Source organism: Clostridium folliculivorans, from assembly GCF_024341905.1.
Taxonomy (GTDB): domain Bacteria; phylum Bacillota; class Clostridia; order Clostridiales; family Clostridiaceae; genus Clostridium_AR; species Clostridium_AR folliculivorans.
This window is the reverse complement of record NZ_BQXY01000001.1, coordinates 842,283-856,499: the sequence shown is the minus strand read 5'-3', so window position 1 is coordinate 856,499 and position 14,217 is coordinate 842,283. Positions and strand designations below refer to the sequence as shown.

At 30.1% G+C, this 14,217-nt stretch carries 14 protein-coding genes and 2 other annotated features; of the genes, 3 read left to right on the top strand and 11 right to left on the bottom strand.

What is annotated here, in order from left to right; all coding sequences use genetic code 11:
• Positions 1-13: 13 nt before the first annotated feature.
• The 10 genes from OCU55_RS03760 to ytxC form a co-directional block, all read right to left on the bottom strand.
• A complete protein-coding gene (locus OCU55_RS03760; RefSeq protein ID WP_261850964.1) occupies positions 14-691 on the bottom strand; it encodes a cell division protein ZapA in 678 nt (225 codons plus the stop codon).
• Between the two features lie 350 nt (positions 692-1,041).
• Positions 1,042-3,420, bottom strand: a complete 2,379-nt coding sequence (gene pheT / locus OCU55_RS03755) for a phenylalanine--tRNA ligase subunit beta (protein ID WP_261850963.1) — start codon at positions 3,418-3,420, stop codon at positions 1,042-1,044.
• Positions 3,421-3,432: 12 nt separating this feature from the next.
• Entirely contained in the window at positions 3,433-4,452 is a 1,020-nt protein-coding gene (gene pheS / locus OCU55_RS03750) for a phenylalanine--tRNA ligase subunit alpha (protein ID WP_261850962.1), read from the bottom strand.
• Positions 4,453-4,512: 60 nt separating this feature from the next.
• Positions 4,513-4,718 (bottom strand) — a binding site (T-box leader).
• 50 nt (positions 4,719-4,768) lie between these two features.
• A complete protein-coding gene (locus tag OCU55_RS03745) occupies positions 4,769-5,545 on the bottom strand; it encodes a TrmH family RNA methyltransferase (protein WP_261850961.1) in 777 nt (258 codons plus the stop codon).
• A gap of 16 nt (positions 5,546-5,561) precedes the next feature.
• Positions 5,562-6,227, bottom strand: coding sequence for a potassium channel family protein (locus OCU55_RS03740; protein ID WP_261850960.1), 666 nt, complete (start codon positions 6,225-6,227; stop codon positions 5,562-5,564).
• An 11-nt stretch (positions 6,228-6,238) separates the two neighbouring features.
• Complete coding sequence (locus OCU55_RS03735; RefSeq protein ID WP_261850959.1) at positions 6,239-7,585, bottom strand: TrkH family potassium uptake protein; 1,347 nt, start codon at positions 7,583-7,585, stop codon at positions 6,239-6,241.
• Positions 7,586-8,019: 434 nt separating this feature from the next.
• Positions 8,020-8,379, bottom strand: a complete 360-nt coding sequence (rplT, locus tag OCU55_RS03730; RefSeq protein WP_183278180.1) for a 50S ribosomal protein L20 — start codon at positions 8,377-8,379, stop codon at positions 8,020-8,022.
• 25 nt (positions 8,380-8,404) lie between these two features.
• Positions 8,405-8,602, bottom strand: a complete 198-nt coding sequence (gene rpmI, locus OCU55_RS03725; RefSeq protein ID WP_183278181.1) for a 50S ribosomal protein L35 — start codon at positions 8,600-8,602, stop codon at positions 8,405-8,407.
• 20 nt (positions 8,603-8,622) lie between these two features.
• Complete coding sequence (gene infC / locus OCU55_RS03720; RefSeq protein ID WP_261851504.1) at positions 8,623-9,135, bottom strand: translation initiation factor IF-3; 513 nt, start codon at positions 9,133-9,135, stop codon at positions 8,623-8,625.
• Positions 9,136-9,171: 36 nt separating this feature from the next.
• Positions 9,172-9,294: a sequence feature (ribosomal protein L20 leader region), on the bottom strand.
• A gap of 42 nt (positions 9,295-9,336) precedes the next feature.
• Positions 9,337-10,227: a putative sporulation protein YtxC gene (ytxC, locus tag OCU55_RS03715; RefSeq protein WP_261850958.1), complete on the bottom strand. Its 891-nt coding sequence runs from the start codon at positions 10,225-10,227 to the stop codon at positions 9,337-9,339.
• 265 nt (positions 10,228-10,492) lie between these two features.
• Here ytxC and OCU55_RS03710 point away from each other — a divergent pair, with 265 nt between their 5' ends.
• The 3 genes from OCU55_RS03710 to OCU55_RS03700 all read left to right on the top strand — a co-directional run bounded on the left by OCU55_RS03710 (position 10,493) and on the right by OCU55_RS03700 (position 12,702).
• Positions 10,493-11,197 carry a DUF6873 family GME fold protein gene (locus OCU55_RS03710; RefSeq protein WP_261850957.1) on the top strand — a complete coding sequence of 235 codons (705 nt, stop codon included), beginning with the start codon at positions 10,493-10,495 and terminating at the stop codon, positions 11,195-11,197.
• Between the two features lie 276 nt (positions 11,198-11,473).
• The gene (locus tag OCU55_RS03705; protein WP_261850956.1) at positions 11,474-11,869 is read left to right on the top strand and encodes an HsmA family protein; all 396 of its coding nucleotides are present in this window, start codon (positions 11,474-11,476) and stop codon (positions 11,867-11,869) included.
• 260 nt (positions 11,870-12,129) lie between these two features.
• The gene (locus OCU55_RS03700) at positions 12,130-12,702 is read left to right on the top strand and encodes a GNAT family N-acetyltransferase (RefSeq protein ID WP_261850955.1); all 573 of its coding nucleotides are present in this window, start codon (positions 12,130-12,132) and stop codon (positions 12,700-12,702) included.
• Between the two features lie 492 nt (positions 12,703-13,194).
• On the opposite strand, the gene OCU55_RS03695 is transcribed toward OCU55_RS03700, so the two are convergent.
• Positions 13,195-13,884, bottom strand: coding sequence for a putative ABC transporter permease (locus OCU55_RS03695; protein WP_261850954.1), 690 nt, complete (start codon positions 13,882-13,884; stop codon positions 13,195-13,197).
• Positions 13,885-14,217: the final 333 nt, after the last annotated feature.

The window sequence follows — 14,217 nt, the reverse complement described above, 5'->3', positions numbered from 1 at the left end:
TGAGTACATAATTCTATTTATTATCCTTCACCTTTAAATAAGGCTCTCTTTTCTTTATTTCAGTTGCCAATTTAATTTGACTATCCAAATATTTCTTTTCTAAGTCCATAACTTTATATTTTGAGCTTTGAAGTTCAAATTTCATTTCTCTATTTACTAATTTCAAAGAGTTATTTTCTTCTAAAAGTTTCTTTGCAGCTGACTCAAGTTCAGTTATTTGCTCACTTAAATCTTCTTCTTGTCCTTCATCTAATTGTACATTCTTTAATTCCTCTAATTCATTATTTTTAGAATTTAATACTTCTAATAATGATGAATTTTTTTCTTCTAAAGAAAGCTTCTCTAGCTTTAAATCTTCTATAGCTTGCATCATAGATACATATTCTTCTTTTTCTTCGTCTTCTTTCCGCTCTACATCCTCTAAACTTTGCTTAAGTTTATCATTTTCTTTTTGAAGACTTTCAAAATTCCCCAAAAGATCATTATAATCATTATTAACTTTAAAAAGTTCATCTGATATATTTATAGCTGCAAGAACAGTAGCCGCAACAGAACTAAGTTTATTATTTTTACTTAGTATCTCCTTCACCTTTTCATCAACATAATTAGCTATATAGTTTAAGTATTCTTCGTCATCTTTTCCCTTTAGATTATAATCAATTCCATTTATTCTTACAGTTACGGAACCCATAACAACACCTCTTAACAATCAATATCTTTCTTTAATGTTATCATATAAATATATATAATTTCAAAGTTTATTTATAAAACTTTAATTTTACTTAATTATCCATAATTCAAATTGTATATTTTTACCTTTTATGTTGCAAAGCATAATTCATTATTTTTTTTGCGTATATGCCCTTCCAAATGCATACCATGAAAATATAGCAAGCTAATAAGTTTTATTTTTTACTGTATAGGAATAAAAACTATATACTTTTCTTTACAGTAAAAAAGAATCAATCCCTTGATACATAAAGACATGTTAATTCAGAGGGATTGATTCTTATTTTATCAATAAAGTAATTATTGATTATTTTATCTTAATTGTGCTCCAATTTTATATTCTAATGAACGTAATATCTTATCATGCACCTTATTAACTTCATTATCAGTTAAAGTCTTATTTTCATCTCTATAAGAAATAGCATAAGCTATGCTCTTTTTACCCTCTGGTATTTGCTGTCCTTTATATACGTCAAATAACTTTACAGTTTCTACTAAGTTTCCACCAGCTTTTCTTATAGTTTCTTCAATTTCTTGAACTAATATAGCATCTTCAACAAGCAGTGCTATATCCCTTGTTACAGCAGGATATTTTGGTAATGGTTTATACTTTTTCTCTGTGTTAGAATTTGCATAAAGTATATCTAAATCAAGTTCTGCCACATAAGCATTTGTATCTATTCCATAATTATCAGCTACATCAGGATGTATTTCACCCAGAACTCCTACTTTTTCTTTTCCTATAAATAATTCAGCAGTTTTTCCTGGATGGTAACTTACATTTTCACTTTGTCTCTTAAATGATGGATTTTTTATTGCTAATGCATCTATAAGGTTTTCTACTACTCCCTTTAGATCTAAATAATCAACAGCTCCATATAGACCTATTGTAAGTATATTCTTTTCGTTAGGTAATTGATTTTCATCAGCCTTTGGAATATAAACCTTACCAAGTTCAAATAGCCTTGCAAACTCATTGCTTCTTGAATAATTTCTTCCAAGACACTCCATCATTGAAGGAAGAGTTGAGGTTCTCATTAAGCTATAATCTTCTCCCAATGGATTCTTAATCTTTACAACATTTCTAAGTTCACTATCTGAAGGTAAGTTTATCATATCAAATACCTTTGGACTTACGAAAGAGTAAGAAATAGATTGATTTAATCCACTTGAAATCATTGTATTTATAACTAAATCATCTAATTTTAACTTTTTATTCTTAGCATCCTTTGGAGAGTTAGCACCAATTACTGTCATAGGTACGTTGTTATAACCGTATATTCTTGCAACTTCTTCTGCTATATCTTCTTTTATTGCAATGTCAATTCTGAATGTTGGTACATCTATAACTAAATTATCATTTTCAATAGTTGTTTTAAGCTCTAATCTATCTAGATATTCTTTCATTTGTTCCTTTGAAATATCTGTTCCTAAGAACTTGTTCACCCAGTTAGAATCTACCGTCATAGTATGAGGTTCTTTTCTTTCATTATATATATCGATAGTCCCCTCTACTATTGTTCCAACCTTAAGTTCCTCTATAAGTGCACAAGCTCTATTTAATGCAAGTTCAGTTAAGTTTGGATCAATATCCTTTTCAAATCTTGAAGAAGCTTCTGTTCTAAGGTTAAGTTTTTTAGAATTTACACGGATATTGGTTCCATCAAAACTAGCACTTTCAAAGATTATCTCAGTTGTATCATCTTTAATGCCAGATTGTAGACCACCCATTATTCCAGCAAGACCTATAGTTTCTTCTCCATCTTTTATACAAAGAACTTCTGTATCTAGATTTCTTTCTATTTCATCAAGAGTTACAAATTTTTCATTTTCCTTTGCTCTCTCTACTACTATCTTGTTAGACTTAATTTCTCTTTTATCGAAAGCATGCATTGGTTGACCAAGCTCTAACATAACAAAGTTAGTTATGTCAACTACATTGTTTATTGGTCTAACTCCTGCTTCTAGAAGTCTTTCCTGCATCCATGTTGGTGATGGCTCTATCTTTATGTCTTTTACAGCTCTAGCCATATATCTTTTGCATAAAGCATCTCTTACTTCAACCTTAACTACGTCTTCTACATTGCCAGTTCCACTAGTCTTATATTCTACTGAAGGATTTTTGTATTCTATCCCTAAAGTAGCAGCAGTTTCTCTAGCTATTCCAAGTACACTTAAGCAATCTGGTCTGTTAGAAGTTATTTCAAAATCTATTACAGCCTTATTTAGTCCTAATACATCTTTTATATCCTTACCAAGTGGTGTATTTTCAGGTAATATCATAAGACCATGAACTGGTTCATCTCCAGCTATTCCTAGTTCTTCTTCAGAACACATCATTCCATTTGAAACAACGCCTCTAAGTTTACCCTTCTTTATCTTTAATCCATTTGGTAGAGTTGAACCATGAAGAGCAACTGGAACTATATCATTTTCCTTCATGTTTTTAGCACCTGTAACTATTTGAACAGGTTCTTCTTGCCCTACTTCAACTTGGCATATAACAAGTTTTTCAGCATCTGGATGTGGCTCTATCTTAAGAAGCTTACCAGTTACAACATTTGTAATATCTTCTCCTGAAGTTATTACTTCCTCAACCTTTGATCCTGATAGAGTAAGTCTATCAGCTAGTTCTTTTGCATCTATATCTATATTTACATAGTCTTTTAGCCATAAATATGGTACTTTCATATTAAATTCCTCCTAAAACTGATTTAAAAATCTCATGTCACTTTCATATAGTTGTCTTATATCATCAATGCCGTACTTAAGCATTACCATTCTGTCTACGCCCATACCGAAAGCAAATCCGCTATATTCTTCTGGATCTATACCACAGTTTCTAAGAACTTGTGGATGTACCATACCGCATCCGTAAAGTTCTATCCAACCGCTACCTTTACATACTCTACAACCTTCTCCTCCGCAAACGAAGCAAGTTGCATCCATTTCTGCTGAAGGTTCAGTGAATGGGAAGTGATGTGGTCTGAACTTAGTTTTAACATTTTCTCCAAACATCTTTTTAGCGAATAATTCTAGCGTTCCTTTTAAATCAGCAAAAGTTATCCCCTTATCAATTACTAAGCCTTCCATTTGATAAAATATTGGTGAATGTGTAGCATCCGCTGCATCTGATCTAAATACTTTACCTGGAGAGATCATCTTAATAGGTGGTTTTTGTTTTTCCATAACTCTAATTTGTACTGGTGAAGTTTGAGTTCTTAGAACTACATTATCATTTATATAGAATGTATCTTGTTCACTTCTTGCTGGATGATTCTTTGGTATATTAAGTGCTTCGAAGTTGTAATAATCTTTTTCTATTTCAGGCCCTTCCTCTATAGTAAAGCCCATTGATATGAATATTTCCTTCATGTGCTCTAGAGTTAAATCTAGTGGATGTCTCTTGCCTACTAGGTTCTTTCTACCAGGCATAGTTATATCTATAACTTCACCTTCTAGTTTCTTTTTCTTTTCAATATTCTTTATTTCCGTGGAAATCTCTTCTAATCTATTTTCAATTTCTGCTCTTACTTCGTTTGCAAGCTTACCTATGATTGGTCTTTCTTCATTAGTAAGACCTCCCATACCTCTTAATATTGAAGTTAATTCACCTTTTTTTCCTAAATATTTAACTCTAATATTTTCAATCTCACTGCTGTTTTTTACATCTTCAAGAACTTTTAATGCGCTATCCTTGATTTCTAAAAGTTTTTCTTTCATATTGTTTTCTCCTTTCAAAAAGTAAAACTGCATTTTTTTGCAAAATAAAAACCGCCCCTACAAAGGGACGGAGGTTCCGCGGTACCACCCTAATTAGCTTAATACTCTCTTATATATATAACGGTTCCCCGCTAACTACTACTTTATTTCACAGTTAGAACTCCTGAGTGAACTTCAGAATATATATCAATAAAGAGACTTCCAGTCTTTGATCTCTTCTCCCTGTAAAGCTAAAATATTCTTACTCTCTCATTCACAGTTTTTTCATATTCAATTCTATAGCCTATTATACATATTAATCCATGTTAGTTCAATACTATTTACTTAAGTTTTGTCTAACTTTTTCATAAATCATTATAGAAGCAGCCACTGAAGCGTTCAAAGACTCTGCATTTCCCGGCATAGGTATCTTAGCTTTCAAGTCACAAAGCTCATAAATCTCATCAGATACTCCATTTCCTTCGTTGCCTACCACTAAAATAATTTTATCGCTTAAATCCACTTCATAATAGTTAAAATCAGTATCTAATGAACTTGCTAATAGCTTAAAACCATCTTCCTTAAACTTTTGCACTACTTCAAGATTCTTATCTTCTATTATGTTAGTGTAGAATATGGATCCCATTGTGCTCCTAAGAGTTTTATCATTATATATATCAACAGTCCCATCTCTAACAATAATTCCATCAACTGCTGCTGCATGAGCAGTTCTTATTATAGTGCCAACATTTCCTGGATCTTGTAGTTTATCTAAAAGCACATAAAAGCTACCCTTATAATTATTCTCACTATTGCTAATTTTTATAACCGCTATAATCCCCTGTGGGTTTTCTGTACTTGATAATTGATTAAATAATGATGACTTTAGAATTGTAATTTTATCATCATTAACTTTTACGCATATATCTTCAAATTTTTCTTGCTTTGCTTCATCGATAATAATCTCATCTATAGCAGCATCAGCTTTTACTGCTTCTTCAACAAATCTTAATCCTTCTATTATATATAACCCAAGCTGCTTTCTATATTTCTTTTCTTTTAGCTTCTTTAGTTCTTTAAAATGCTTATTATCGTTACTTTCAATTAAATGCACTGCCTACACCTCTGAATTATTTTCTTGATATAAATGATTCAAGCTTACCTAAGTCTTCTGTTGAGCCAATAGCAACTAGTATATCACCAGCCTCAATTACCTCTTCAGCGTTTGGAGTTATATTTATATCATGTTCCTTTTTTATAGCCATTACGTTTATACCAAATCTTGTTCTAAGACTCAAATCCCTTAGACTATTATTATGCCACTCTTTCGGACTTTCTATTTCAATTATACTATAGTCAGGTGAAAGATCTATATAATCTAATATAGTCGAAGAAACTAAATTATGCGCTACTCTAACTCCCATATCTTTTTCAGGAAGTATTACTCTATCAGCTCCAATTTTATATAAAACCTTTGCATGAAGATCGCTATGACCTTTGGCCACAATATATTTCACACCTAATTCCTTAACCAAAAGTGTAACCATAACACTGGCTTGAATATTTTCACCTATGGTTATTACAGCTACATCAAAATTTCTAACTCCTAGAGTCTTTAAAGCACTTTCATCTGTAGCATCCATTTGAACTGCATGAGTCACACTATCAGAAATTTCCTGAACAAGATCTTCATCTACATCAATAGCCAAAACATCATTTCCTAAATCATAAAGGGTTTTTGCAACAGAAGTACCGAATCTTCCAAGTCCAATAACAACAAATTGTTTATTACTCATATAAATTCCTCCTACCCTACTAATATTTTATCCTCTGGATATTTATAATTTTGCTTTTTCTTTGCTTTTGTCATAGCAACTGCCACAGTAAGAGGACCAACTCTTCCTAGATACATAGTTAATATTATAATCATCTTTCCAATCAGGCTTAATTTAGGTGTTAACCCTAGAGTTAACCCAACTGTTCCAAATGCAGAAGTCGCTTCATATAATAAGTATTCAAAAGGTGCAGATACTTCAGTAATTGATAGCACCATAGTTACTGACAAAACTAAAGCCAATGCAATACTAAATATAGCAAAAGATTTATATACAGTCTCTTTTGATACTCTTCTCTTAAACACTTCTGTATCTTCTCTACCCTTTATGGTTGATATTAATGTAAAGATTAATATACCGAAGGTAGTTGTTTTTATTCCCCCAGCAGTAGAACCTGAGGATCCTCCTATAAACATTAAAATTATAGTAAGCAGTTTACCTGCAGGAGTCATATCTGCAGTGGATACAGAATTAAACCCTGCGGTTCTAGGTGTTACTGATGCAAAAAATGAATTTACAAGCTTATCTTTTAAATTCATACTTCTCATAGTTCCAGGGTTATTAAATTCAAATATAAACATTAAAAATGCTCCACCAAATACTAATACTGTTGTAATTAGAATTACCATTTTTGAATGAAAAGATAATTTTTTAATACCTTTAAAGTTATATATCTCCATCCAAACTGTAAATCCAAGACCACCGATTATTATTAATGCTGCTGTAGTTAGAATGATTACTGAATTATTATAATATATAGTCAAACTTCTAAAATCCCCTAATAAATCTATTCCCGCATTACAAAAAGCAGAAACCGAATGAAAAATACTATAGTATATACCTTTTGCCAAACCAAATTCAGGAATAAATTGTGTAGAATATAGAAGTGCACCAAGACCCTCTACTGAAAATGTAAAAATCAATATATACCTAACCATTTTAACTAACCCTTGAATACCAAATGTATTCATGGCTTCTTGCATTACTAGTCTTTCTTTAAGAGTTATCTTTTTACCTATAATAATGGCTAGTAAAGTGGCAAAGGACATGAACCCTAGTCCCCCAACTTGTATTAATATCATTATAACAGTCTTGCCGAAATAATTCCAATGAGTACCAGTATCTAATGTTACCAGTCCTGTAACACAAACTGCTGTAGTAGAAGTAAACAGACTATCTATAAAATCTGTGGCTGCACCATCTTGTGACGATATAGGTAAACTTAACAGAATTCCTCCTATGAGAATTACAATGGCAAACCCTAAAGAAAGAGTCTGAACAGCATTAAACTTAAATTTATGTCTTAAAGTTATATTCATCAATTTCACCTCTACCTCTTACAAGCTTTTTACATAATATCTTTGATACTCCATAATAAGTTACATATTTTCAACTTCTCTTTTTATAGATAATCTAGTTCTATCTAATAAAACTAAGTGATACCTCTGTTAACGATTAATGGTAACAGGATTATCTGATATAGATCTCATTCGGAACTAGTTTATCTATAGAATGCAAAGCGGTTTTAAAAGTATATTTCACATTAAACTTGTACACCTTTAAAAAACCTTAAACTTGAATCTATCATAATATTTTTATAATTACTAATTTATTCAAAAAATACAGTATTATGCCTTAATGAATAATGTAAACAAATATTTATATCTATTATACAATAATTTGCATTGTAAAAAAAGGAAATTAAAAAAACGAAAAAAGTAAAAAAAAATGCGACATAGGTCGCATTTTTATATTAAGCGTTTAAGTGCTTCTTTGCTAATTCAACTAAATCAGTGAATGCTTTTGCATCGTTTATAGCGATTTCTGAAAGCATCTTTCTGTTTATATCAACACCAGCTAATTTGATTCCATTCATGAATCTTGAATATGAAAGACCATTAACTCTTGTAGCAGCATTTATTCTTGCTATCCAAAGTTTTCTGTAATCTCTCTTCTTTAATCTTCTACCAACATAAGCATTTCTTAATGCTCTTACTACTGATTCGTTTGCTGTCTTGAATAACTTGCTCTTTCCACCGTAGTAACCTTTTGCAAGCTTCAATACCTTTTTATGATTTTTACGAGCGTTTACGGCTCTTTTAACTCTTGCCATATTACAAACCTCCTACTCCGTATTCTTATAGATATGGTAATAATTTCTTCATTGCTTTTTCTTGTGCAGTTGAAACGTAAGCAGTTTTTCTAAGATTTCTCTTTCTCTTAGAGCTCTTCTTAGTTAATATATGGCTCTTGAAAGCTTTAGCTCTCTTCAACTTACCTGATCCTGTCTTTTTAAATCTCTTTGCTGCACCTCTATGAGTTTTCATTTTTGGCATTATAGTTTCCTCCTCTCAAGTTATGCTTTTTTAGGAGCCAAAATCATAATCATATTTCTGCCCTCTAGTTTAGCAGGCTTCTCAACCACGCATAATTCTGATACTCTAGCTAAAAAGTTTTCAAGTATCTTATATCCTACGTGTGCATAATCAGCCTCTCTACCTCTAAACCTTACAGTTACCTTAACCTTGTCTCCATCTTCAAGAAATTTCTTGGCATTATTTGCTTTGATTTCAACATCGTGTTCTTCAATGTTAGGGCTAAATCTGATTTCTTTAACACTAATAACTTTTTGCTTTTTCTTGGCTTCCTTTTCTTTTTTAGACTGTTCGTATATGAATTTCCCAAAATCCATAATCCTACCTACAGGTGGATTAGCAGTTGGGGAAATCAAAACCAAATCAAGTTCCTTTTCCTCCGCTAGTTTTAAAGCTTCTTTTGTAGCCATTATGCCTAACTGGCTACCATCATCAGAAAGAACTCTCAATTCTTTTTGTCTAATTTCTTCATTGATTGCAAAATCTTTATTAATATTTGTTCACCTCCGGTAGAAAAGAACACCTTTATATAAATAATAAAAGGGCGGCATAAGCCGCCCTCAATTACCACATTCACCGAAAAAAATCGTAAGTAATTCATAACCTTACTAGCTTTGCTGTAAGGTGAGAAACGGCTGTTTCTTCTTGACACAATAAATAATATATCATTTGCAGTAATTACTGTCAATACTATATTAAATTTTTATTTTATTTTTTCCACAAATTTTGCAATCATCGCAGTAGGCTACTCTTTCCTCAAACACATTTGATATGGTATCTAAAAACTCTCTATTTAGGCATAACTCCCTATTGTGAATAATTATCTTTTCAGGACAATTAGTTATAAGACCACTTATTATAACATCTTCTACATTAACTCCAGCACCAAGCTTGCATTCACTTAAGTCACTTATAAAATCTTGAAATATATCTTTGCCCTCACTGTTAGTTATCTTATATCCACCGTCATCTTCTATAATTAGATTTACTTCTTCTATTCTGCTTTCCTGTATATCAACAAAGTATTTAAGAAGCTTTATAAATTCTTTGTATTCCTTCTCCACCATATATTTTTCTACTACTTTATCAATTATCCTCTCTATTTCCCCTATTAATTCTTTCATTCTAAACGTAATAAAACCGTTTATATTAATTTCCTCATTTTCCTCTATACAAGCTCTTATTACTTCAATTATAGAATTAATTCTATTCATACAGTAAACACTGCTTTCATCAGAAATGGCTTCTTGCATGTTTAGTACATTCATTATATCTTCTTCAACTTCTAGAAGTTCATCATGCTTCAAGAAAAAATATGTGTCTGTGAGATATTCAAACATTTCTCTTTTCTTAAATACATCTATTACAACTCTATATAATATGTTGCTTATATAGAGATATATTATTGATTTCAATCTATCATTATAGTCATCATCATCACAAAATATCTTTACGAAGTGGGTATTATTTTCTAAACTTTCAGAAATACCAATTGTTATATTTTTTTCTTTTAGCATATTTCTGATATTCTGTATATCTTCTATGAAGTACTGTTCTCCTTCGTAAGCAAGCTTCAGCAATAACATTCCGCTCACTCCTTTCTTAAATATAGTATGTATTAAAATTTCTCCTATATACAGAAATTAAACATTCACAAATCGACATTGCATAATGAGTTTTTATCTATTACACTTACTTTACTAGGGTTAACACACTTTAAACTCACTGTATTTTAATTTAAAAAATTTATTTTTTTATAGAATTGACCTTGTAGGACAAAGTAAATTTTTTATATTAGTGTTTAAAATATATTATGTACAATGTGCCAATTAAAATTTAAGGAGTGATATATTGAATTATTGCTTTGTTGATTATAGAATCTTACCGGACGAAGAAAAAAAGTTAAGATCTTTAAACGTTAATATCATTAAAGTACCCAGATGTCAAAACTTATATCCTGCTATAGATGGTCATCCAGATATACAGCTTAATATATTGGATAATAATACCGTTTTAGTTCAAAAAGATATGTCTGCAAACTTTATAGCTGAATTAAAAAACCTTGGATTAAATCCAGTCTTTTCAGATAAAAGCTTATCTTCAAAGTATCCTGAAGATATAATATTAAATGCTGTTAATCTAAAAGATACTTTTATACACAATATAAATTTCACAGATAAAATGCTACTAAAATATATTGAGCACAAAAGGCTTATTAACGTAACTCAAGGATACACTAAATGTTCATGTGCAATTGTAAGCGATAAAGCTATAATAACTTCTGATATAAAAATACATAACGAACTAATTGCAAAAGACTTTGATGTTTTGCTTCTTCCACCTGGTCATATTGATTTACCTGGGTTAAATTATGGTTTTATCGGCGGAACCTGTGGTTTACTTTCTAAAAAAGAAATTATTTTTTATGGTAATTTAAAAAATTATAAATATGGTGAACTAGTACTAAGTTTTTTAGATAAGTATCAAGTTAAACCTATTTTCCTTAGTGATACCCCATTAGTTGATAGGGGCAGCTTAATGTTTTTTTCTGCCTAATCCATATATTTTACGCTTACAATGAATAAATGTTGATAGATATGCATATAATAAATACTTTCTATTTACGTCAAAAAAATTTATAATTCCCCAAACAAAAAACAACAAGTAGTTGTATAAAGTAGTATTGTGCGTAATGTTTTAAATACAATATCAAAATTAAAATATAAATTTAATTATGAAATGTTCAAATATGTTGTTTTAATAAAATTTGGTCATGTTTAGACCACAAACCAGTTATATAATATCCATTATTGAACTAAAGGGGGAACTACAATGGATTTTAAATTAATAATTGCTATAATCTCAATAACATTAGCATTAGTATTTTACACTATAGGTGTATTTTGGGAAAGAAAGACAAAGATTTTAACAAAGTATCAAGTATGCATTTTTTGGACTGGCTTTTTATTCGATACAATAGGAACTAGTCTAATGACTATGATTTCAAAGGAAGGTAATTCTGTAAGATCAGGCCTAGCTCAAAATATACATGGTATAACTGGAGCTTTAGCAATTTTACTTATGGCTTTCCATGCACTTTGGGCTACTTATGTTATATACTCTAATGATGCTGAAAAGAAAAAAGTATTTCATAAGTTTAGTATTTTTGTATGGCTAGTTTGGCTGATTCCATATTTTATCGGTATGTTCATGGGCATGTCCAAATAATCTTAAGGTAATTAATATTTTTCAATTTTTATTACTACATATTTATTACTTAGCTGTGTATACAGCTAAGTTTTTATTATTTAGGAAATATCTTACGTAAGCAATATGAACAAGTATGATTAGCATCTTAAAAAAATAATATATGCTAAAGAATAAAAAAAGAAGAATGTGTAACCTGTCACACAAAATCTGTAATTTATGATAAAATATTTTTGTATTTACTATAAAAGAAATAAGGTATCTTTAATAAAGGAGCTTAAATGAATTCAATAGATTCCATTTTTATAAATTTTCCTGAACTAGAAACAGAGAGATTTATATTAAGACAGGTAACCGCTAAAGATTCTAAAGATTTATATGAATTGTACTCTGATCCACTTGCCGTCAAGTATCAACAAAGTGAAACTATGAGTGATATGGAGCAGGCGAAGAAAACAGTTATAGCTTTTCTTAAAGGATATTCAAATAAAAACTTTATCCGTTGGTGCATTTCAGATAAATTAACTGACAAAGTGGTTGGGTTAATATCTTTGCATAGCTTTGACATTTTTAATTTCAAATCAGAAATAGGTTATATGCTGAACAGCAAATATTTAAATCAAAATATAATGACTGAGTGTGCAATAAAAGTATTAGATTTTGCCTTTAATATAATAAAGCTAACAAAAGTAGAAGCTTCTATTAATCCTGACAATAAACGTTCCATACATTTAGTTGTTAAACTCGGCTTTAAGGAAGAACTTTTGATAAAAGGTATTTCTTTTAATTTCAAAACTGCTTTGTTTGAAGATAGGGTTATTTTTGCTCTTCAAAAGGATCAATACCACCTGTGAAGCCGCATATTTCCTATATATTTATATAATTTTATATTTATATAATTTTATATTTATATAATTTTATATTCTTATAATTTTATAATTTTATGGTGCTAAATAAAGAGTTCCTAGCTCAACTATTAATTTATACTTGTTCGAAAATCCTCAGGAGCCACGATTTTCGAACAAGTATAAATTAAGTTTCGATATAGGAACTCTTTATAGGTATCTCAGGTTAAAGATTAAATTATACTCACCGCAGAAGTCTTGCAAAATCTATTGCAAGCAAAATTCATAACTTAAGGTTTGAGCTAGGAACCCTATAGTTATATTACCATCTGAAATATAAGAATAAAGGAACTTTATCTGAATTAGTTAATATTACGCTTCATTCATTGGAAGATTTTTATAAATAAAAGAAATGGTTTAACCATCTTTTAATCCTACAAAAACTCAATTACATTCAATTCACAGTTAATATTTCCACACTATATAATATTATCTTTACACTTACTTTGCTTTATTCTGAACATAAATCATATTAGGATAAACTTTTTTTAACTTTTCGTCCGGATAGTGTTTGTCTAAAAATCTCTCAATAGAGTTAGAAGCTGGTAATCCACTGTGTCTCTCAGTTCCTCTAAATACTGCCATAGCTGAAATACTAGAGTTGAAGGTCATAAATCCTACTATAACCCAGGTGATGATTATTCCCTTTTTATATGGTATTTTTTCAATAATTGCAGACATACCTGGGTAAACTACTTTAATCCAAATGACAGATAAAATCCCCCAAAATATACAGTAAAAGAAGTTGGTTCTTCCTTGAATGTTAAGTAAAATTCCGCTGTACTCCCATGACACCGTGCCAAATATCACTTCTTGTATCCAACTACAAATATATTCGAAGATTCCGCCAACTAAAAATCCACCTATAAAAACGTATATGCTGTCTTTTTTACGAAGCCAATATAAACTTAGAGTTATTGCCATTGATCCAAAACCATAAACCAGATTAAATGGCCCATAAATCAAACCACTTCTGCTCTCTATTCTATGTAGAGTCAAGAAACACCATACGGTTTCCACCAAAACTCCTAATATGCTGCCAATAAAGAAAATCCACACTAGCTTATAAAAATTAAGCCCTTCTGCAAAAGTTTTGTCTTTCTCTTTAAGTGGATCTTTTGAAAATAACATATTAATATCTCCTTCATCAAATTCTTGTTATCTTAATCTTCTTTTCTCAAATTTGAAATTCAAACATCAAAATAAACTACTTATAGATTAACTTCGTGAATTTCCCATTATATCTATTTATATTTAATGTAAATACTAACTAATACCAAGTTGCACGTATTATAAAAAATATATTATTCTAACACCCCATTCCTAAACTTATAAATGAATATTTAATTTCAGTCATATAATTATTAATATGCAGTTGTATTTAAATTTGATAAATAAAAAAACTTCTGCAAACATTTAAATATCTAGTTTCAGCTAACTTGAAAATTTTATATCCTTTTACAA

Coding starts and splice junctions, on each gene's coding strand:
- rplT (WP_183278180.1), bottom strand. CDS start 8,379: ATGGCAAGAGTTAAAAGAGCCGTAAACGCTCGTAAAAATCATAAAAAG.
- OCU55_RS03700 (WP_261850955.1), top strand. CDS start 12,130: ATGAATTCAATAGATTCCATTTTTATAAATTTTCCTGAACTAGAAACA.
- OCU55_RS03695 (WP_261850954.1), bottom strand. CDS start 13,884: ATGTTATTTTCAAAAGATCCACTTAAAGAGAAAGACAAAACTTTTGCA.
- OCU55_RS03735 (WP_261850959.1), bottom strand. CDS start 7,585: ATGAATATAACTTTAAGACATAAATTTAAGTTTAATGCTGTTCAGACT.
- OCU55_RS03760 (WP_261850964.1), bottom strand. CDS start 691: ATGGGTTCCGTAACTGTAAGAATAAATGGAATTGATTATAATCTAAAG.
- ytxC (WP_261850958.1), bottom strand. CDS start 10,227: ATGTTATTGCTGAAGCTTGCTTACGAAGGAGAACAGTACTTCATAGAA.
- pheS (WP_261850962.1), bottom strand. CDS start 4,452: ATGAAAGAAAAACTTTTAGAAATCAAGGATAGCGCATTAAAAGTTCTT.
- rpmI (WP_183278181.1), bottom strand. CDS start 8,602: ATGCCAAAAATGAAAACTCATAGAGGTGCAGCAAAGAGATTTAAAAAG.
- OCU55_RS03740 (WP_261850960.1), bottom strand. CDS start 6,227: ATGAGTAATAAACAATTTGTTGTTATTGGACTTGGAAGATTCGGTACT.
- pheT (WP_261850963.1), bottom strand. CDS start 3,420: ATGAAAGTACCATATTTATGGCTAAAAGACTATGTAAATATAGATATA.
- OCU55_RS03705 (WP_261850956.1), top strand. CDS start 11,474: ATGGATTTTAAATTAATAATTGCTATAATCTCAATAACATTAGCATTA.